General features: G+C 69.0%; 21 protein-coding genes. 9 read left to right on the top strand and 12 right to left on the bottom strand.

Annotation, left to right across the window (positions count from 1 at the left end; all coding sequences use genetic code 11):
• Positions 1 to 39: 39 nt before the first annotated feature.
• Genes thrC through moaD form a run of 3 tightly spaced genes read left to right on the top strand, consistent with a single transcriptional unit; the run spans position 40 to position 3,045 of the window.
• On the top strand, positions 40 to 1,515 hold the full coding sequence (gene thrC / locus ABIB38_RS16505) for a threonine synthase (protein ID WP_429205437.1): 1,476 nt from the start codon (positions 40 to 42) through the stop codon (positions 1,513 to 1,515).
• Complete coding sequence (locus ABIB38_RS16500) at positions 1,515 to 2,780, top strand: molybdopterin molybdotransferase MoeA (RefSeq protein WP_429205436.1); 1,266 nt, start codon at positions 1,515 to 1,517, stop codon at positions 2,778 to 2,780. The genes thrC and ABIB38_RS16500 overlap by 1 nt, the downstream gene beginning before the upstream one ends.
• A 7-nt stretch (positions 2,781 to 2,787) precedes the next feature.
• Positions 2,788 to 3,045 (top strand): molybdopterin converting factor subunit 1, encoded by a 258-nt coding sequence (gene moaD, locus ABIB38_RS16495; RefSeq protein ID WP_429205434.1) that lies wholly within the window; start codon positions 2,788 to 2,790, stop codon positions 3,043 to 3,045.
• A gap of 75 nt (positions 3,046 to 3,120) precedes the next feature.
• Here the strand turns inward: moaD and dctP are convergent, their stop codons facing one another.
• The 5 genes from dctP to ABIB38_RS16470 all read right to left on the bottom strand — a co-directional run bounded on the left by dctP (position 3,121) and on the right by ABIB38_RS16470 (position 6,334).
• Entirely contained in the window at positions 3,121 to 4,161 is a 1,041-nt protein-coding gene (gene dctP, locus ABIB38_RS16490; RefSeq protein WP_429205432.1) for a TRAP transporter substrate-binding protein DctP, read from the bottom strand.
• Between the two features lie 355 nt (positions 4,162 to 4,516).
• Positions 4,517 to 4,747, bottom strand: a complete 231-nt coding sequence (locus ABIB38_RS16485; RefSeq protein WP_429205430.1) for a hypothetical protein — start codon at positions 4,745 to 4,747, stop codon at positions 4,517 to 4,519.
• Between the two features lie 14 nt (positions 4,748 to 4,761).
• The gene (locus ABIB38_RS16480) at positions 4,762 to 5,739 is read right to left on the bottom strand and encodes an alpha/beta fold hydrolase (RefSeq protein WP_429205428.1); all 978 of its coding nucleotides are present in this window, start codon (positions 5,737 to 5,739) and stop codon (positions 4,762 to 4,764) included.
• The gene (locus ABIB38_RS16475) at positions 5,736 to 5,939 is read right to left on the bottom strand and encodes a helix-turn-helix transcriptional regulator (protein ID WP_429205426.1); all 204 of its coding nucleotides are present in this window, start codon (positions 5,937 to 5,939) and stop codon (positions 5,736 to 5,738) included. Before ABIB38_RS16475 ends, ABIB38_RS16480 begins: the two co-directional genes overlap by 4 nt.
• Positions 5,936 to 6,334 (bottom strand): hypothetical protein, encoded by a 399-nt coding sequence (locus ABIB38_RS16470; protein ID WP_429205425.1) that lies wholly within the window; start codon positions 6,332 to 6,334, stop codon positions 5,936 to 5,938. Before ABIB38_RS16470 ends, ABIB38_RS16475 begins: the two co-directional genes overlap by 4 nt.
• Before the next feature lie 168 nt (positions 6,335 to 6,502).
• Between ABIB38_RS16470 and ABIB38_RS16465 the strand changes: the two genes are divergently transcribed.
• The 5 genes from ABIB38_RS16465 (at position 6,503) to ABIB38_RS16445 (ending at position 11,143) form a co-directional block, all read left to right on the top strand.
• Complete coding sequence (locus tag ABIB38_RS16465) at positions 6,503 to 7,753, top strand: TIGR03862 family flavoprotein (RefSeq protein WP_429205502.1); 1,251 nt, start codon at positions 6,503 to 6,505, stop codon at positions 7,751 to 7,753.
• A 177-nt stretch (positions 7,754 to 7,930) separates the two neighbouring features.
• Positions 7,931 to 8,353, top strand: a complete 423-nt coding sequence (locus ABIB38_RS16460; protein ID WP_429205423.1) for a YsnF/AvaK domain-containing protein — start codon at positions 7,931 to 7,933, stop codon at positions 8,351 to 8,353.
• A gap of 24 nt (positions 8,354 to 8,377) precedes the next feature.
• Positions 8,378 to 9,490, top strand: coding sequence for a YsnF/AvaK domain-containing protein (locus ABIB38_RS16455; RefSeq protein WP_429205421.1), 1,113 nt, complete (start codon positions 8,378 to 8,380; stop codon positions 9,488 to 9,490).
• A gap of 81 nt (positions 9,491 to 9,571) precedes the next feature.
• Positions 9,572 to 10,753: a tetratricopeptide repeat protein gene (locus ABIB38_RS16450; RefSeq protein ID WP_429205419.1), complete on the top strand. Its 1,182-nt coding sequence runs from the start codon at positions 9,572 to 9,574 to the stop codon at positions 10,751 to 10,753.
• Between the two features lie 54 nt (positions 10,754 to 10,807).
• A complete protein-coding gene (locus ABIB38_RS16445; RefSeq protein ID WP_429205418.1) occupies positions 10,808 to 11,143 on the top strand; it encodes a hypothetical protein in 336 nt (111 codons plus the stop codon).
• A gap of 5 nt (positions 11,144 to 11,148) precedes the next feature.
• Here the strand turns inward: ABIB38_RS16445 and arfB are convergent, their stop codons facing one another.
• Positions 11,149 to 11,544, bottom strand: coding sequence for an alternative ribosome rescue aminoacyl-tRNA hydrolase ArfB (arfB, locus tag ABIB38_RS16440; RefSeq protein ID WP_429205416.1), 396 nt, complete (start codon positions 11,542 to 11,544; stop codon positions 11,149 to 11,151).
• Positions 11,545 to 11,642: 98 nt separating this feature from the next.
• Here arfB and ABIB38_RS16435 point away from each other — a divergent pair, with 98 nt between their 5' ends.
• Positions 11,643 to 12,860, top strand: a complete 1,218-nt coding sequence (locus tag ABIB38_RS16435) for a YeeE/YedE family protein (RefSeq protein ID WP_429205414.1) — start codon at positions 11,643 to 11,645, stop codon at positions 12,858 to 12,860.
• A gap of 158 nt (positions 12,861 to 13,018) precedes the next feature.
• On the opposite strand, the gene ABIB38_RS16430 is transcribed toward ABIB38_RS16435, so the two are convergent.
• From ABIB38_RS16430 to hpnC, 6 genes are all read right to left on the bottom strand, one after another.
• Positions 13,019 to 13,825: a GIN domain-containing protein gene (locus tag ABIB38_RS16430; RefSeq protein ID WP_429205413.1), complete on the bottom strand. Its 807-nt coding sequence runs from the start codon at positions 13,823 to 13,825 to the stop codon at positions 13,019 to 13,021.
• A 7-nt stretch (positions 13,826 to 13,832) separates the two neighbouring features.
• Positions 13,833 to 14,624 carry a DUF1700 domain-containing protein gene (locus tag ABIB38_RS16425; protein WP_429205411.1) on the bottom strand — a complete coding sequence of 264 codons (792 nt, stop codon included), beginning with the start codon at positions 14,622 to 14,624 and terminating at the stop codon, positions 13,833 to 13,835.
• Between the two features lie 17 nt (positions 14,625 to 14,641).
• Positions 14,642 to 14,791, bottom strand: a complete 150-nt coding sequence (locus ABIB38_RS16420) for a hypothetical protein (protein WP_429205409.1) — start codon at positions 14,789 to 14,791, stop codon at positions 14,642 to 14,644.
• A gap of 31 nt (positions 14,792 to 14,822) precedes the next feature.
• Entirely contained in the window at positions 14,823 to 16,244 is a 1,422-nt protein-coding gene (gene hpnE, locus ABIB38_RS16415; RefSeq protein ID WP_429205407.1) for a hydroxysqualene dehydroxylase HpnE, read from the bottom strand.
• Positions 16,231 to 17,064: a presqualene diphosphate synthase HpnD gene (gene hpnD / locus ABIB38_RS16410; protein ID WP_429205405.1), complete on the bottom strand. Its 834-nt coding sequence runs from the start codon at positions 17,062 to 17,064 to the stop codon at positions 16,231 to 16,233. The genes hpnE and hpnD overlap by 14 nt, the downstream gene beginning before the upstream one ends.
• 108 nt (positions 17,065 to 17,172) lie before the next feature.
• Complete coding sequence (hpnC, locus tag ABIB38_RS16405; protein WP_429205404.1) at positions 17,173 to 17,982, bottom strand: squalene synthase HpnC; 810 nt, start codon at positions 17,980 to 17,982, stop codon at positions 17,173 to 17,175.
• Positions 17,983 to 18,110: the final 128 nt, after the last annotated feature.

Raw genomic sequence — 18,110 nt, 5'->3', positions numbered from 1 at the left:
ATAAAGTTTCAATGTGAGCCAACCGGATCTTCAAACTGTATGCATTATGTGTCCACCCGCGCGACGAGCGCGTCCGCAGCACGCAATCCCCAGCAATTCTCCGATATCCTGCTCGGCGGCCTGGCCCCGGACGGCGGCCTCTATCTGCCGGCCGACTACCCGCAGGTGAGCGGCGCCGAGCTCGATGCATGGCGCAAGCTCTCGTACGCCGAGCTGGCCTATGAAATCCTGCGCAAGTTCGCCACCGACATCCCGGACGCCGACCTGAAGGCCCTGACCGCGCGCACCTACAGGCCGGAGGTCTACCGCAACGCCCGCGCCGACGAATCGCGCGCGGACATCACCCCGCTGCGCGTGCTGGAAGACGGCGCGCGGGGCAAGCTGGTGCTGCAGGCGCTGTCGAACGGCCCGACCCTGGCCTTCAAGGACATGGCGATGCAGTTGCTGGGCAATCTGTTCGAGTACGCGCTGGCCAAGAACGACGACGAACTGAACATCTTCGGCGCCACCTCGGGCGACACCGGCAGCGCCGCCGAGTACGCGATGCGCGGCAAACGCGGCGTGCGCGTGTTCATGCTGTCGCCGCACAAGAAGATGAGCGCCTTCCAGACCGCCCAGATGTTCAGCCTGCAGGACCCGAACATCTTCAACATCGCCGTCGAGGGCGTGTTCGACGATTGCCAGGACCTGGTCAAGGCGGTCTCGAACGACCTCGAATTCAAGGTGCGCCAGAAGATCGGCACCGTCAATTCGATCAACTGGGCGCGCGTCGTGGCCCAGGTCGTGTATTACTTCCGCGGCTACCTGGCGGCCACCACCAGCAACGACCAGCAGGTGTCGTTCACGGTCCCGTCGGGGAACTTCGGCAATATCTGCGCCGGCCACATCGCCCGCATGATGGGCCTGCCGATCGACAAGCTGGTGGCCGCCACCAACGAGAACGACGTGCTGGACGAATTCTTCCGTACCGGCGTCTACCGGGTGAGGAAGCCTTCCGAGACCTTCCACACCAGCAGCCCGTCGATGGACATCTCGAAGGCCTCGAACTTCGAGCGCTTCGTGTATGAACTGGTGGGGCGCGACCCCGAGCGCACGCATGCGCTGTTCCGCAAGATCGACACCCATGGCGGCTTCGACCTGTCCGGCGCGCCGGGCAGCGATGGCGACGAATTCAAGGACGTGGCGAAGTTCGGCTTCGGCTCCGGCCGCTCGACCCATCTCGATCGCGTGGCCACGATCCGCGACGTCGCCGACGACTACGGCATCACGATCGACACCCATACCGCCGACGGCATCAAGGTGGCGCGCGAGCACATGCGGCCGGGCGTGCCGATGATCGTGCTCGAAACCGCGCTGGCGGCCAAGTTCAACGAGACCATCCTGGAAGCGCTGGGCCAGGACGCCGAGCGTCCCGCCGGCTTCGAGGACATCGAGTCGCTGCCGCAGCGCTTCGTGGTCATGCCGGCCGACGTCGGCCGCATGAAGGCCTATATCGCCGAACACACGGGGATTTGATGAGCGCACCGGTACAGAAAGCCCCGATGCTGTCGGTGCGCGAAGCGCTCGACCTGCTGCTGGCGGCGGCGCGGCCAGTGGAGCAGGTCGAGACCGTCCCGACCCTCGAGGCCAACGGCCGCGTGCTGGCCGCGGACCAGCTGGCGACGATCGACGTGCCGTCGGCCGACAATACGCAGATGGACGGCTACGCCGTGCGCGCCGCGGATTGCGCGAGCGGGGCCGCCACCCTGAAGGTCAGCCAGCGCATCCCCGCCGGCAGCGTGGGCCATGCACTGGAACCCGGCACGGCGGCGCGCATCTTCACCGGCGCCCTGATCCCCCCGGGCGCCGATGCGGTCGTGATGCAGGAGCAGGCCGAGGCGGTCGGCGACAGCGTCACCATCCACCATGCGCCGCGCGCCGGCGAGTGGATCCGGCGCAAGGGCGAGGACATCGGCGCCGGCGCGGTGATCCTGGCGGCGGGCGCCCGCCTGCGCAGTCAGGAGCTGGGACTGGCCGCGTCCGTTGGCCTGGCCAGCTTGCCGGTGCGGCGGCGCCTGCGCGTGGCCGTGTTCTTCACCGGCGACGAGCTGACCATGCCGGGCGACGTGCCGCCCGAGGCGCTCAAGCCCGGTGCCATCTACAATTCGAACCGGTTTACGCTGCGCGGCCTGCTGGAAAATCTCGGCTGCGACGTCGAGGACTTCGGCATCGTGCCCGACTCGCTGGAGGCCACCCGCGCCACCTTGCGTGCCGCGGCGCGCGAGCACGACCTGATCATCACCTCGGGCGGCGTCTCGGTCGGCGAGGAAGACCACATCAAGCCCGCCGTGCAAGCGCAAGGGCGCCTGTCGATGTGGCAGATCGCCGTCAAGCCGGGTAAACCACTGGCGTTCGGCGAGGTGCGCCGCGATGTTGACGCCGATGCTGACGCCGGCGCTGCGCACTTCCTGGGGTTGCCCGGCAATCCGGTGTCGAGCTTCGTCACCTTCCTGCTGTTCGTGCGTCCCTTCCTGCTGCGTCTGCAGGGCGTGACGGGCCGGGTCGAGCCGCAGGGCTATACCGTGCGCGCCGACTTCGACCTGCCGAAGGGTGACCGCCGCAACGAATTCCTGCGCGCGCGCCTGAATGCGGCCGGGGGGCTGGACCTGTTCCCGAACCAGAGCTCGGGGGTGCTCACCTCGACGGTGTGGGGCGACGGCCTGGTCGACAACCCGGCGGGCAACCGCATCGCCGCGGGCGACCCGGTGCGCTTCATCCCGTTCGCCGAACTACAGCATTAGGAAAGACATGAAGATCAATGTGAAGTACTTCGCCGCGCTGCGCGAAGCGGTGGGGACCGCGCAGGAGCCATTGGACCTGCCGCCGGACGTCGCGACGGTGGGCGGCGTGCGCGCGCTGCTGCAGGCACGCGGCGGCGTGTGGGCCGAGGCCCTGGCGCCGGAACGTGCGGTGCGCATGGCGTGCAACCAGGTCATGTGCGGCGGCGATACGCCGCTCGTCGACGGCGCCGAAGTGGCGTTTTTCCCGCCGGTGACCGGCGGTTGAGCCGGATGAGCCGGTCGAACGCGTCGGTGGCGTAGCCGCCACGCGTTCAACCGACGCCCGGATCGCGGCGATGAATCACAAGGCCGCGATCGACTGCTCCGCCAACGCCATCAATTTCGCGCAATTGCTGTTACGCGCCGCGAAATCCTTCCACGCCGTGTTGCGCGCCACCGACTGCCAGCCGCGCAGGGCTTCCGGCGTGAGGTCGACCACGCGCGCGCCGACGCCGCGATAGACCGACACCACCGCCGCATCGTCGTTGCGCGCCATCTTCAGCGCAAACCCCTCCAGGTCGGCGCCGACCTTGAGGATGGCGTCCTGCTGCGCCTTGGGCATGCGCTCGAACACGGTGCGCGACATCAGGAGCGGCTCGAACATGAACCAGTACGAGCCGCCGCGCGCCGTGGTCAGCGAGCGCGCCGTCTCCTGCAGGCGGAAGGAAATGAGAGACGTCGACGAGGTCAGGGCCGCGTCGAGCGCGCCGCTGCGCATGGCGCCCTGGATCTCGTTGGACGGCAGGGTGACGACGGTCGCGCCGGCGTCCTGCAGCAGCATGTCCATCTCGCGCGAGCCGCCGCGCACCTTCAGGCCGCGCACGTCCTCGGGCATGACGATCGGATTGCCGCGCGAGGCGACCCCGCCGGCCTGCCAGATCCAGCTGACGATCACCAGGCCCTGTTCGCCCAGGATGCGCGCCAGCTCGCGCCCGACCGGGGCGTCCTTCCAGCCATAGCCCTGTTCATAGGACGTGACCAGCGCCGGCATCAGCCCGATATTCGCTTCCGGCGCCTCGCCGCCCGCGTACGACAGCGGCACCAGGGCCATGTCGAGCGAGCCGCTGCGCAGCGCGCCGAACTGGGCGTTCGGCTGCATCAGGCTCGACTCCGGGTGGATCGAGAACTTCAGGGCGCCGCGCGTGCGTTTTTCGACCTCGGCCGCGAACATGCGGCACAGGCGGTCGCGAAAATCGCCCTGGGCGATGCCGCCGCCGGGGAATTGGTGCGAGATCCTGAGATTGCCTGACTGGGCCCAGGCCGACTGCATCCATAGCGGACTGGTCGCGATTGCGCCCAGTATTGCCCTGCGGGTCGCATGCGACCGGTTGATTACCGACATATACATCCTCCAAGATGTTTTAACGGACTGCCGGGTGAATCGTGGCTGACCTCGTCGAGCGGGCGCCATCGTTCACCTTGGCGTGTACAAGAATATTCCTGCTGCACAGCATGTCAAGCGGAATATTGCAGCTATGACAAAGGCGGGTGGGTAAAGGGCACCTCGAAAACCCGTCGCGAGCGGCAGCAGTTTCGGTCGAGAAGCGCAGCTGTACGAGCGTACAGCGAGCATCGCAGACCGAAAATGCAACGCGCAGCAGGTTTTTCGAGGTGCCCTAAAAGCACACCGGCGCCAACGCGGCAGTATCGCGCCGGCCGCTGGAGCCGGCCTTGATCCATCCTGGAGAATGCGCGCGTCAGCGCGACTTGTCGGTAACAGCCTGGCTGGCCGAGCGCCAGCGCGCGGCAACGAAGATGGCGGCCGCGGCAAGCGACCACAACAGGGTCGGACCCCAGGTCTCGGCCAGGCTGTCGCCGCGCATCAGGTCGATCGCGCACAGCAGCAGGAACATGGTGCCGGCGGCCAGCAGGTACTGGCCGATCCAATGAAAAACGGGACGGACGGCGGGACGGGATGCAGGACGCATGAGACGGATTCCTTTCAACGGCGGTCGAGAAAACGGCGCAGGATGCCGGCCAGCGCCAGCGGCTGGTCGATCATCAGGAAGTGGCGCGAGGGCGCGATCGGCACCACCTCGACCGAGGCAATCCCTTCGACCAGCATCCGGTAATGCTCGACCTTGTCGTTCACCGTCAGCGCATCCTGAGCCGCATCGTACTGGTAAAACGGCGCCACGACCAGCACCGGGGCGCTGATCCGCGACAGGCCGGGGCGCAGGTCGAGCGCCAGCAGGTCGGCCACGTAGGCGCCGACCGCCTCGCGGTCGCTGCGCAGCAGCAGCGGCGTGATGTCGTCGGCCTTGCCGATGTCGAGCACCCCTTGGCCGCGCATGTACTGGCGCTGCTCGGCGGCGTAGGCGTCCGGCCGGCTGGCCGCCATCCGCTGGCGCACGTTGATCGCGGCTTGCGGGCGCTGCTGCGGCGGCATGTTCTCGGTGCCCGGAAAGACCGGCAGGCCGTCCAGCGCCACCACGCCGCCGACACCCTTGCCGAGGTCCTGGGCCACGGCATAGGCCAGCGTGCCGCCCAGGCTGTGGCCGACGATGACCGGCTGGTCGAGCTTGCGCTCGGCGATCAGGCCGCGCAGGGCGGCGCGCGCGCCGTCGAACGGCGCCCAGCCAGGCGTTGCGGCCGGCGCCGGGCGACCATCGAAGCCGGGCAGGGTGACCACGTACAGCGTGAACTCGTCCTTGAGCTGGCGGATCGTTTCCTGCCACACCCACGGGCCGCTGGCCAGGCCGGGGACCAGGATCACGGGCCGGCCGCGGCTGCCGTGGCGCTCGACCAGCAGGCTGCCCGACTCGAAGCGCTCGGCCGGTTCGATGGTGGCGGCGAACCGGTTGGCGCCGGCTGGCGCCGGGCGGGATGCCGGCGCCTGGGCCTGGGCCTGAGCTTGGGCGATGGTGGCAGCGCCGGCAGCCAGTGCGGCCAGTGCGAACAGCAGGGATGCTTTTCTCATGCGGTCTCCTGATCGGGTGAAAAGATGGCTTCGACCGGCAGGCCGAACAACCGAGAAATGGCGAAGGCGAGCGGCAGGCTGGGGTCGTAGCGCCCGGTCTCGATCGCGTTGATGCTCTGGCGCGAGACATCCAGGCGCTCGGCGAGGTCGGCCTGGCTCCAGCCGTGTTCGGCGCGTAGTAGACGGATGCGGTTCTTCATCGCCGGCGCAGCGCCCGCACCGTGCAGACCAGGGCGGTGGTCGCCCCGAGCACCATCCAGACCGCGAACATCGACAGACGCGGATAGCCGGCGGTCTCGAGGAAGCCGTAGCTGAAGGTGAGCCCGGCGGTGAGCGCGGCGGCCAGCGCGAACGATTCGAGCAGGTAGCGGCGCAGGTATTCGTCGACCCGGTTCAGGTGGCGCGCGATGGCCCACAGCATCAGGCAAAATCCCAGCATCGGCGACAGCAGGATCACGGTGCGCGCCACGCCTTGCGCCATCGGCCGGCCGTAGAGGATCGACGCGACCAGCAGGGCCGCGTACACCGCGAAGGCGATGCCCAGTTCGCGCAGGTAGGCCTTGCCGACCCGTTTTTCATGCGTATCCGCGTTCATCGTCCGGCCCCGTGTAGTAAAGGATGCTTGACATCGTAGGACTGCAGTAGCGCCATGTCAAGCACCCTTTACATCCTGTTTGACATCTTCGACATCCCCTTCGACGTCCTCTCCGGCTGCCCGAACTCGACTACAATGCTGGTCCCTGTTTCCGTACCCCGCGCCGTCATGATCGACTCTTCCCTTTCTTCCAAGCGTGTCGCCGTGATCGGCGGCGGCCCCGCCGGGTTGATGGCGGCCGAGGTGCTGGCGCAAGGCGGCGTGCAGGTCGACGTCTACGATGCGATGGCCAGCGTGGGCCGCAAGTTCCTGCTGGCAGGCAAGGGCGGCATGAACATCACCCATTCCGAACCCGCTCCCGATTTCGTGCGGCGCTATGGCGCGCGGCAGGACGAGGTGGCGCGCTGGCTGGACGGGTTCGACGCCGACGCCGTGCGCGCCTGGATCCACGACCTCGGCATCGAGACCTTCGTCGGCACCTCGGGCCGGGTGTTCCCGCGCGAGATGAAGGCGGCGCCGCTGCTGCGCGCCTGGCTGCACCGCCTGCGTGAGTCCGGGGTGCGCTTTCACATGCGCCATCGCTGGCTGGGCTGGCAGGACGGCCGGCTGCGCCTGGCCACGCCGGACGGCGAGCGACTGGTCGCGGCCGACGCCACGATCCTGGCGCTGGGCGGCGCCAGCTGGGCGCGGCTCGGCTCGGACGGCGCCTGGCAGCCGCTGCTGGCCGAACGCGGGGTGGCGCTGGCCCCGCTGGCGCCGGCCAACTGCGGTTTCGACGTCGGCTGGAGCGAATTTTTCAGCAGCCGTCATGCCGGCGCGCCCCTGCTCACGGTGGCCGCCGGTTGCCAGGGCCAGGATGGCGCAGTCGCCTGGCGCAAGGGCCAGTTCGTCATCACCGCGGGCGGCGTCGAGGGCAGCCTGGTGTATGCGCTGTCGGCGCAGCTGCGCGACGAGATCGCGCGCAGTGGTGGCGCCACTCTCTGGCTCGACCTGGCGCCCGACCACGACGCCGCACGGGTATTCGACGAAGTGACGCGCCCGCGCGGCTCGCGCTCGATGTCCAGCCACCTGCAAAGCCGGCTCGGCATCAAGGGCGTCAAGGCGGCACTGCTGCACGAATGCCTGTCGCGCGAAGCGTACGCCGACCCCGCGCGCCTGGCCGCGGGCATCAAGCGCCTGCCGCTCAAGCTGGTGCGTGCGCGCCCGATCGACGAGGCGATCAGCAGCGCCGGCGGCGTGCGCTTCGAGGCGTTGGCCGTGGGCACCAGCATGCTGGCCGCGCTGCCGGGCACGTTCGTGGCGGGCGAGATGGTCGATTGGGAAGCGCCGACCGGTGGCTACCTGCTCACCGCTTGCTTCGCTAGCGGTCGCGCCGCCGGACGCGATGCGCTGGCGTGGCTGGAGCATCCCCGCGCCTGAAGGCCTGCGGACTTTTTCCGGGAGGATGTCGATCACGACGTCCTCAACCGGGCCAGGCAGCCATGCGCTTGTTTCCAGGCCGTGGCACGCTGGAATCGAACGTCAACGGTGCGCATGCCAATCGGGGATTGGCGTAGGCTGGATCGTTCTTCTCGCAGCCTTGCCCGGGAGCGGAACATGTCCAGCACGCCTATCGAGCCGAGCGAACAGGAGCCCTTGCGCATTCCTGTCGTCGAGGAACGGCTTGCGGTCGGCACCCGCATGGTCGACACCGGCCGCGGCGTGCGCATCCACAAGTCCGTCACCGAACATCCCGTCACCATCGACGAGCGCCTGCTGCGCGACGAGCTGCGCGTGCAGCGCGTGCCGGTCGACCGCATCGTCGGCGCCGCCGATGCGCCCGGCCAGCGCTACGAGGGCGATACCCTGGTCATTCCCGTGCTCGAGGAAGTGCTGGTGGTCGAGCGCAAGGTTCGCATCATGGAAGAACTGCACATCACCCGGGTCCGGCACGAGGAGCGTCACCTCGACACCGTCCCGCTCAAGGCGGAGCGGGTCGAGGTCGAGCGTTTCGACGAGGCCGGCGATGCGGGTGCCTGAAGTCATCACCCAAGGAGGCACATCATGCACCATACGCTAGTCGCGGTTTTCGACAACCGCACCGACGCACAAAGCGCGTACGACCAGCTGCTGTCTTCCGGCTTCAGCCGCACGAGCGTGCGGCTGTCCGAGGCCCATGCCGCCACCCCTGAAGGCATCGGCAGCAGCGTCAAGCACTTCTTCCAGGACCTGTTCGGCGACGAGCACAGGCACCACGCGAGCCGCTACGAAGGCGCGCTTGCGCGCGGCCAGCACGTGGTGACGCTCAGCGCCGACTCGCTGCCCGACGTCGAGCGCGCCGCCGACGTGGTAGAGGCCTTCGGGCCGGTCGATATCGACGAGCACTCGGACGGCGCCGGTACGGCCGGCGTGCTGCGCACGGGCGCCGGATCGCGGCAGGGGGCGACGCCGGGCGCGGCGCCATCGAGCCAGTCGGCGGCCGGCCAGTCGCAGGGCGCGGCCAGCGGCGCGTCGATGCAGCGCGACATGTCCGCCAGCACTGCCAGCGCCACCATTCCGGTGGTCGAAGAGCAGCTGCGGGTCGGCAAGCGCGAAGTCCAGCGCGGCGGCATGCGCATCTTCTCGCGCGTCGTCGAGACCCCGGTGCACGAAACCATCGATCTGCGCGAGGAACACGTCGACGTCCAGCGGCGCAAGGTGGACCTGCCGATCAGCCCGAGCGACGCGGCGGCGTTCCGGGAGCAGACGATCGAGATGCGCGAAAGCGCCGAGGAAGCCGTGGTCGAGAAATCCGCCCGCATCACCGAGGAAGTCTCGATCGGCAAGCAGGTCAGCGAACGCCAGCAGCAGATCGACGACACGGTACGCCACACCGAGGTGGACGTCGAGCGGCTCGATGCCGGCGCCGGCATGCGCGACGACGACAGCTACTATCGCGAGCACTTCAGGCTGACCTATGGCGCGAGCGGCGGCGTGTACGACGACTATGCGCCGGCCTATCTGTATGGATCGCAGATCGCGGGCAGCGGCAGGTACACGGGCCGCCAATGGGACGAGATCGAACCCGAGCTGCGTACCGACTGGGAAGCGCGCCACGGCGGCGTCTCGACCTGGGAAAAGATGAAGTCGGCGGTGCGTCACGGCTGGGAACGCATGATGGGAAAACACGGCGCCTGAAATCGCGCCGGCGCGTGACATTCGGTGAGCAATGGGGGCCGGGCGGCGCGGTAAGATGGGTTTTTGTCGCCCGGCCACCCCATGACACTCTTGCGCAGTTTGACAGTTGCCGCGCTGCTGGCATTCTTTCATCCGGCCGCGATGGCCGCGATGCAGTGCGGCGAACCTTGCCACACCCTGGTGCGCGAGGCCCACGTGCTCGAGGGGCAGGGCAAATACCAGGAAGCGCTGGACAAGTACCAGGCCGCGCAGCAAGCCGATCCGAACGCCTCGCTGCCGCTGTCGCTGCAGGCCGGCCTGATGCTCAAGCTCTCCAGCGTGGCCCCGCAGGACAAGGCGGCGCAGGTGCGCCAGACGGCGCGCGCGCTGGCCGAGCGCGCGACCGCGTTGGCCGCCGACGATCCGATCGCGCACGAGGTCTTGCGCATGCTGGACGACGACGGCGCGTCGCCCCTGCATACGCCGAATCCACGCGCATCGAGGCTCCTGGCCGAAGGCTCGGCCCTGTTCGCGCAGCGCAAACCGAAGGAAGCCCTGCGCAAGTATGAAGAGGCGATGCAGGCCGACCCCAGGGCGTCGAGCGCCTGGGTGGGCGCCGCGGACTGCCACTTCGTGCAGGGCGACTGGCCGCGCGCCGAGGCGCTGTTCCGGCGCGCCACCGAGATCGAGCCGAAGAACGCGCAGGCGTGGCGCTTCCTGTCCGACGCGCTGCTGGCGCAGGGCCAGCGCGGGCCGGCCGAATCGGCCTTGTATGCGTCGATCGCCGCCGATCCTTCGCAGCGTCCGAGCTGGGGCAAGCTGGCCAGGTTGCGCGCCGCCGCCGGCCTGCCGCTCAAGGCGCTGGCGTTCCGGCGCGGCGTGCGCGTGACGCAGGAGGCGAACGGCAAGTTCACGGTCCATATGGACGAGTCGGCCGCCGGGCAGGCCGACACCCCGAACTACGCAATGCGGCTCCTGCTCGGCTTCAGCGAATCCAACCAGCGCCAATCCGAGGATGCCGGCGACAAGTCGCCGTACGAGATCGAACTGGGCGCGTGGCGCACCGCGCTCAAGGCGATGGAAGAGGCCATGGCGCGCGGCGCCGAAGGCGTGACGGACCCCGCCTTGCTGCAGATGCAGGCGCTGGCGAAGGATGGGCAACTGGAGCCGGCGATCCTGCTGCTGATGTTCCGCCAGTCGTACCGGCCGGCGCTGGACGCCTGGCTGGCGGCCAACCCGGACGGCGTCAAGCGGTTCATCGACCGCTACGGCATGCGGCCTTGACCGGTCGGCACGAAGCGAACGGCTGCGCAGGCCGCCTTTGGGTATAGTGCGGCCATGCCTTCTTCCGACAAGCATCCCACCACGCCGGACGGGCGGTATTTCGTCGTCTCGGGCCGCCTGTGGCGCGCCAGCAATCCCAACCTCGCGCCGGAAGAGCGCCAGCATCTGGTGGACCGGCTCATGCGGGCGCGCCGCGACGTCGGCGCGGCGCTCAAGGCGCGCGACAGCGATGCCGAGCGCAGCGCGCGCGGGGCGGTCGACGCGGCCAAGCGCGCGCTGGGAGAGCGGGGACCGGTGTGGTGGACCGATGGCGCGCCGGACTTCAACCGGCGGATGGCGGCGAATACCCCTTATGCGGATTGGTTCGCGGCGCTGCCGCCTCGCTCATAAAAAAACTAGTCGCTGACCTTGCCCCGCAGGGACTTGATCTGGCTGCTGCGCGCCTTGGCGTCCAGGCGCCGCAGCTGCGACCCGCGCGTCGGCCGGGTCGGCCGGCGCAGCACCGGCACGACCGCGGCCTTGTCGACCATTTCCTGCAGGCGGCGCAGGGCGTCTTCCTTGTTCTGTTCCAGGCTGCGCGACTGCTGCGCCTTGAGTACCAGCACGCCTTCCTGCGTGATGCGCCCATCGTTCAATGCCAGCAGGCGTTCCTTCACGTGCTGCGGCAGCGACGAGGCGCCAATGTCGAACCGCGCATGCACGGCGCACGAGACCTTGTTGACGTTCTGGCCGCCCGGGCCCTGGGCCCGGATGGCGCTGAATTCGACTTCGAGAGGATTGATGACGGCCATGGGCGCCATTGTAAACCGGGTGGCGGCCTGCACGGAACGCGAAGATATCGGACAATAGCGGGTTCCGCCTGACCTTTTCGACATCCTTTTCGATACTCATGACCAATTCCGCATCATTGTCCGGCCCACGCGGCGCCGCCATCAACCTGCGACCTTTCGGTGTCGCACTCGTGCTCATCGTGCTGGGCGCCTGGTACCTGACGCAGGTCGTCGGCCCGCGCCAGGCCGCGCTCTACGTGGTCGGCGCGCTGCTCGGCGTGGCCCTGTACCACGCGGCGTTTGGTTTCACCTCGGCCTGGCGCGTGTTCATCGCCGACGGCCGCGGCGCCGGCCTGCGCGCGCAAATGCTGATGCTGGCGGTCGGCGTCGTGCTGTTCTTCCCGGCGCTGGCCGGCGGCACGCTGTTCGGCAACCCGGTCACCGGGCTGGTGCAGCCGGCCGGCACGTCCGTCATCGTCGGCGCCTTCATCTTCGGCATCGGCATGCAGCTGGGCGGCGGTTGCGCCTCCGGCACGCTGTACACGGTCGGCGGCGGCAGCACGCGCATGATCGTCACGCTGTTGTTCTTCATCGTCGGCTCGCTGATCGGCACCGCCCACATGCCGTTCTGGACCGCGATGCCGCAGCTGCCGCCGCTGTCGGCGGTGAAGGAACTGGGCCTGGTCCCGGCGCTGGCGCTGAACCTGCTCGTGTTCGCCCTGATCGCGGCCATCACCGTCGTGGTCGAGAAGCGCCGCCATGGCCGGCTGGTCACGGAGCAAGCGCAGCCGGGCGGTGGCGCGCGCTGGCTGCGCGGTCCGTGGCCGCTGGTGGCCGGCGCGCTGGCGCTGGTCGTGCTCAACTTTGCCACGCTGGCGCTGTCGGGCCGGCCGTGGGGCGTGACCTCGGCGTTCGCGCTGTGGGGCGCCAAGGCGGCAGCCTTGGCCGGCATCGACGTCGCCAGCTGGACCTACTGGTCGAGCGCCGCCAACGCCGCCGCACTGGCCGCGCCGATCTCGAACGACGTGACCTCGGTGATGGACATCGGCATCGTGCTCGGCGCGATGCTGGCGGCGGCACTGGCCGGCCGCTACGCGCCGGTGTGGGGCCTGCCGCTGCGCTCGCTGATCGCGGCGGTGGTCGGCGGCCTGCTGCTCGGCTACGGCGCGCGCCTGGCCTACGGCTGCAATATCGGCGCCTATTTCAGCGGCATCGTGTCGGGCAGCCTGCATGGCTGGCTGTGGCTGGTGGTCGCGTTCGCCGGCAACGTGGTCGGCACCCGCCTGCGTCCGTTGTTCGGGCTGGAAGTGGAGCGGGTGAAGCTGGGCGGTTGCTGAGGGAGATGGGTCGCCGGGCGTGGGCCGGGAATACCGGTTGCGACCGGTATGGATGATGGTTCGGGTCAGTTCGCCAGCAGCTCCACGCGCTGACCGAACCCGGCGTATTCATGGAATACCGAATTTCAATTCGCTTTTCCTCGAAACCGTCCGGCCGCTCACTCGTGGTAACTGACGCTCCCGCTCCCCGCCCGGCTGACGCTGCGCTCGCCCGGATTGCCATACACCAAGACGTCGCCGCTGCCGCTGAGCGACACTTTTACTTTGCCGCGCGCCTGCACCGCGCTGTCGCCCGAGCCGCTCTGGCTCACCGTCACTTCCTCGGCGCGCAGGTGCTCGGCGTCGAGGTGGCCCGAGCCGGTGGTACTGGCGTCGAGTTCGCGCGCGGTGCCGACCACGGTGATGCGGCCCGATCCCATCAGGCGCGTCTCGACCCGGTCCATGGCGGCGCCGCCGTTCACGTCGAGGTCGCCGCTGCCGCTCAGGCCCACCCTGGCGGTGCGGAAACGCCCGTTGAAGCGCACGCTGCCAGAACCGTTGAGCTCGATGGCGACCGCGTCGCCCGAGAAGCCGTTGATGCTGCTGTCGCCGCTGCCGTCGATCCGCACCGAGGTCAAGACCGGCAAGACCAGGTCGACCACCAGCGGTTCGCGGTGGCGCAGCACCATGCCGCGGATGCCGATGCGCAGCACATTGCCGTCGCCCTGGACTTCGACGTTGCCGAGCATGCGCTGCTCGCCGCTGACCTGGAGCGACGGCGTGGCGCCATAGCGCAGGTTGAGGTCGATCGGGCCGTCGAGCTCGACCATCTCGACGCCGGACGGCACGCTGCGCGTGACTTGCGCCACCTGGCGCCGCTCGGCGGCCGTGGTGGTGCCGGTAGCGCGCAGCATGCTGTAGCTCAGCGCCACCAGCACGGCGGCCAGCAGCAGCAGGGCGAGTCCGATTTTCAGCAGGGCGCGCATGGTGTCCTTATCCCCTCAGCAGCGACAGGTTCATGTTCACGTAGCGGCGGATGCCCAGCAGCGTGTATTTGGTGAGCACGATCGACAGCAGGAACAGCGCGATGCCGCCCAGGATCAGCGCGCAGCCGAACGCCACTTGCGTGGTGCGCGAGCCGGGATCCAGCTCGGTCGTGATCTGGATCTTGCGTTCGGCCACCGCCTCGGCCCCGCGCATGAAGCGCGAGTCGCGCTCGGCGCGCCCGGCGCGGGCCTCGGGGTTGTCCTCGTCGAGGCCAGGCGCCGGCTCGTCGAACACATGGATGCCGTTGGCGCCGATCGTGACCCGGGTCTGGGATTCGACCGGCTCGCCGTCGTCGCCGGTCACCATGCGGGTCAGCGGGGCGCTCAGGATCAGTTCATTCGAGCCGGCCAACCCGCTCGCGGTCACGGCGATGCCCGAGACATAGACGCCGAAGGCGGACAGGTACAGCGACATCAGCAGCGAAGCGAAGACCGCGGCCGGGATCAGCATGAACAGATTGAATATCAGCAGGCCGATGCTGGAAACGGCCATGCGCGCGACATTCGTCGGCGGCTTCCTGTCCGTGTCCTTGAGGTCGGCCAAGTGGGCGCTGGCGCGCAGGGTCAGCGCGACCTGGCGCGGTTCGCCCAGCTCGGCGGCCACCTCGTGTTCCGGTCGGCCGGCGGCGCTGCCGTCGACGAAGCGCTGCTCGTACCAGGCCAGGGTTTTGGCCTGGATCTCCGGCGGCAGGCCCATCAGGGCCCGCTTGAGCGCGTCGAGGTATTCCAGCTTGCCCATGTGCTTGCGGTTCTCCGTCAGTGGTGGCCGAGGGCCGGGATGGCGCCGATCGCCACCGCGGTCGATTGCGCCGAGCCGCCGATCAGCTCGGGCTTGACCAGCACCAGCGTGCTCAGCGCCACGATGGCAAGAATGGCAACGGTGTGCAGGCCGAGACGGGGTTTCATGGTCATTTCCATCGGACGGGTTGGGATGCTGCTACCTTACGGAATCGCTGGATGCGGCGCCATGGGTGTGCGACAGGCTGCGCTTTTCGCGGGGCAGGGCGCCGTAGGCGCGGATGGCCGTCGCCGCCGCCTGGCCGCTGCGCACCGCTGTCTCCAGCGTGGCCGGGTAGTCGCTGGCCGTGTAGTCGCCCGCCAGCACCAGGCCGGGCAGGGACGTGTTGCTTGGGCGCACTAGTCCGGGTGTGCAGCTGAAGGTGGCGCGCTTCTCGGTGATCAGCTGGGTCCAGCTTGGCGCGGCCAGTTCCGGCCGGCCGAAATCGTGGGCCAGCTGGGACGCGATGGCGCCTGCCAGCCGCTCGCGCGGCAGGCGCGCGGCTTCAAAGGCGGCGCTCACCACCACCGCCAGCAGGCCGTCGTGGGCCGCGTCCAGCTGGGCGCGGTCGAACACGAACTGGCCCCAGCGCCCCGTTGCAGGGTCGTCCAGCAGGGCGTAGAAAGGCAGCGCCAGCCGGGTGCCGGGCGCGTATTGCAGGTAGCAGGTGGCGATCGGCTCGTGGGTCAAGGCTTCCAGCTGGCCGGCCAGCGCGGCGGCTTCGGGCAGCGCCGCCAGCAGCGCCGCGCTCACCGGCGCCGGGGTGGCCAGCACCACCGCGTCGAAGCGCTCGGCCGGCAGGTCGGCGCCGGGCTCCACCAGCCAGCCGTCGCCATCGCGCCGGATGCCCGCGACCTTGACGCCCAGGCGCACGGCATGACCGTGACGCGCGAGCCAGGCGCCCGCGGGTTCCGGGAACAGCGCCCCCATCGGCAGGCGCGGCAGCAGCATGTCGGAAGCGGCGCGCCGGCCGGCGCCCAGGCTGTCGCGCAGCACCGCCAGGAACACGTTGGCCGAGGCGCGCTCGGGCGGCGTGTTCAGGGCCGCGATGCACAGCGGGCGCCACATCAGCCGGGTCAGGCGCTCGGTCTGGTCGAAGCGCTCCAGGAGTTCGAGCACCGTGCAGTCGTCGTTCAGCCGCCAGCCCATCCAGCGCGCGGCGCTGTTCAAGCGCGCCAGCGCCAGCTTGTCGGCGCGCGCCAAGCCCCTGGCGCGCAGCAGGGCCACGGCCAGATGCAGCGGCGCCGGCAGGCGTGGCGCGGCGAAGTCCATGCCGTCGCCGCCCGCCGGATAGCGCATCTGGACCGGCAGGCGCAGGAAAGCGGTGTTTTCAGGCACGCCCACCCGTCGCATCAGGCGCAGCGATTCGCGGTAGGCGCCCAGCAGGATGTGCTGACCGTTGTCCAGGGCCATGCCGCGCACCTCGACGCCGCGCGCGCGGCCGCCCAGGCTGCGGGCGGCTTCGAACAGGGTCACCGCGCAGCCCTGGCGCGCCAGCTCGAGCGCCGCGGCGCAGCCGGCCCAGCCGCCACCGGCGACCGCGACCCGCAGCGCCCCCGGCTTGCCTTCAGGTGCGGACATAGGTCTTCCACGCCAGCCAGAGTTTGCGCAACGGCGTGAGCGAGATGCGCTGGTTGAGCACGTGGAAGCCGTCGCGCTGGATCTCGTCCAGCAGCGTGCGGTAGATGGCGGCCATCATCAGGCCGGGACGCTGGGCGCGCCGGTCTTCTTTCGGCAGCAGGGCCAGCGCTTCGTCGTAGACGGCTTGCGCGCGCGCGGCCTGGAAGCGCATCAGCGCCTCGAACTTGTCGCTGTGCTGCAGCTTGAGCAGGTCGTTGGCGGTGACGCCGAACTGCTGCAGCTCGTTGACCGGCAGGTAGATGCGGCCCTTGCGCGCATCGTCGCCGACGTCGCGGATGATGTTCGTCAGCTGGAAGGCCAGGCCGAGCTTTTCGGCGTAGGCCAGGGTCTGCGGGTTGGTATGGCCGAAGATGCTGGCCGACAGGATGCCGACCACGCCCGCCACGTGCCAGCAATAGCGCTGCAGGCCGGGGTAGTCGAGGTAGCGGCTCTGGTCCAGGTCCATCTCCATGCCGTCGACGATCGCCTGCAGGTGTTTTTCTTCCAGCTGGTAGGTGGCGATGTGCGGCTGCAGCGCCAGCATCACCGGGTGCGTCGGGACGCCCGAATACATCTTCGAGACCTCGGTGCGCCACCAGGCCAGCTTGATGCGCGCCACCGAACCGTCGGTGGCCTCGTCGACGGTGTCGTCGACTTCGCGGCAAAAGGCGTACAGCGCCGTGATCGCGCGCCGGCGCTCGGGCGGGAGGAACAGGAAGCTGTAGTAGAAACTGGAGCCGCTCTGGACGGTCTTTTGCTGGCAGTATTCGTCTGGAGACATGAAATCGTCGTGAAATGCTGGTCGGGACGCGGCCGAATCGGGTCCCGGCGCGCGGTCAATCCGCTATCTTATCCGATGAGTGTGAAATCGGGGACGCAGAAAGCGTCGCTACATGCGCAATGCGCGCCAGCCGACCATGAGCCAGTCGGGCGCCGCCAGCACCGGGCGGCGCCGGAACACGTCGTAGCCGGCCTGCTCGATGCGGTCGAGGATGCGCAGGCCGCCCTGGACGATCATGCGCAACTCCCAGCCGATCCGGCCCGGCAGGCGCTTGGCCAGCGGCGCGCCCGACAGCATCAGCGCGCGGGCGCGCTCGACCTCGAAGCGCATCAGGGCCTGGAACGGCGCGTCGACCGTGCCGGCGCGCAGCGCCGCCTCGCCCACCTTGAACCGTGCCAGGTCTTCCAGCGGCAGATAAATACGCCCCTTCTCGAGGTCGATCGCCACGTCCTGCAGGAAGTTCGTCAGCTGCAGCGCGCTGCAGATGGCGTCGGCGTCGCGCAGATTACTGGCGCCGTCGGCGCCGTACAGCGCCAGCATCAGGCGCCCGACCGGATCGGCCGAGCGGCGGCAGTAATCGAGCAGGCTGGCATAGTCGGCATAGCGCTGGGTGACGACGTCCTGCCTGAACGCCGACAGCAGGTCGCGCAGCGGGGCGAGCGGCAGGCGATACTGGGCGACGACGCCGGCCAGGCGCGCGAACATCGGGTTCGACGACGTCTGGCCGGCATCGATCAGGTCCAGCTCGCGTTCGTAGGCCGCGAGGGCCGCCAGCCGCTCTTCGGGAGTCGCATGGCCTTCGTCGGCCAGGTCGTCGGCGCTGCGCGCGAACGCATAGATCGCCTCGACCGCCGGCACCAGGCGGCGCGGCAGCAGGATCGAAGCGACAGGAAAGTTTTCGTAGTGATCTACGGCCATTTTGGACGGATGACTCTAAAGTCACCTGGTTTATCTATTTGCATGATTATAATTGCTGGATTACAAACTGGCGCTTGTCTGATGCCGATGCGCAGCCAGCTCCGGCCCGAGACGCCGCAAAGATCAGC

The organism is Massilia sp. UYP11 (genome assembly GCF_050434805.1).
GTDB lineage: Bacteria > Pseudomonadota > Gammaproteobacteria > Burkholderiales > Burkholderiaceae_D > Telluria.
This window is presented reverse-complemented; position numbering and strand designations above follow the sequence as displayed.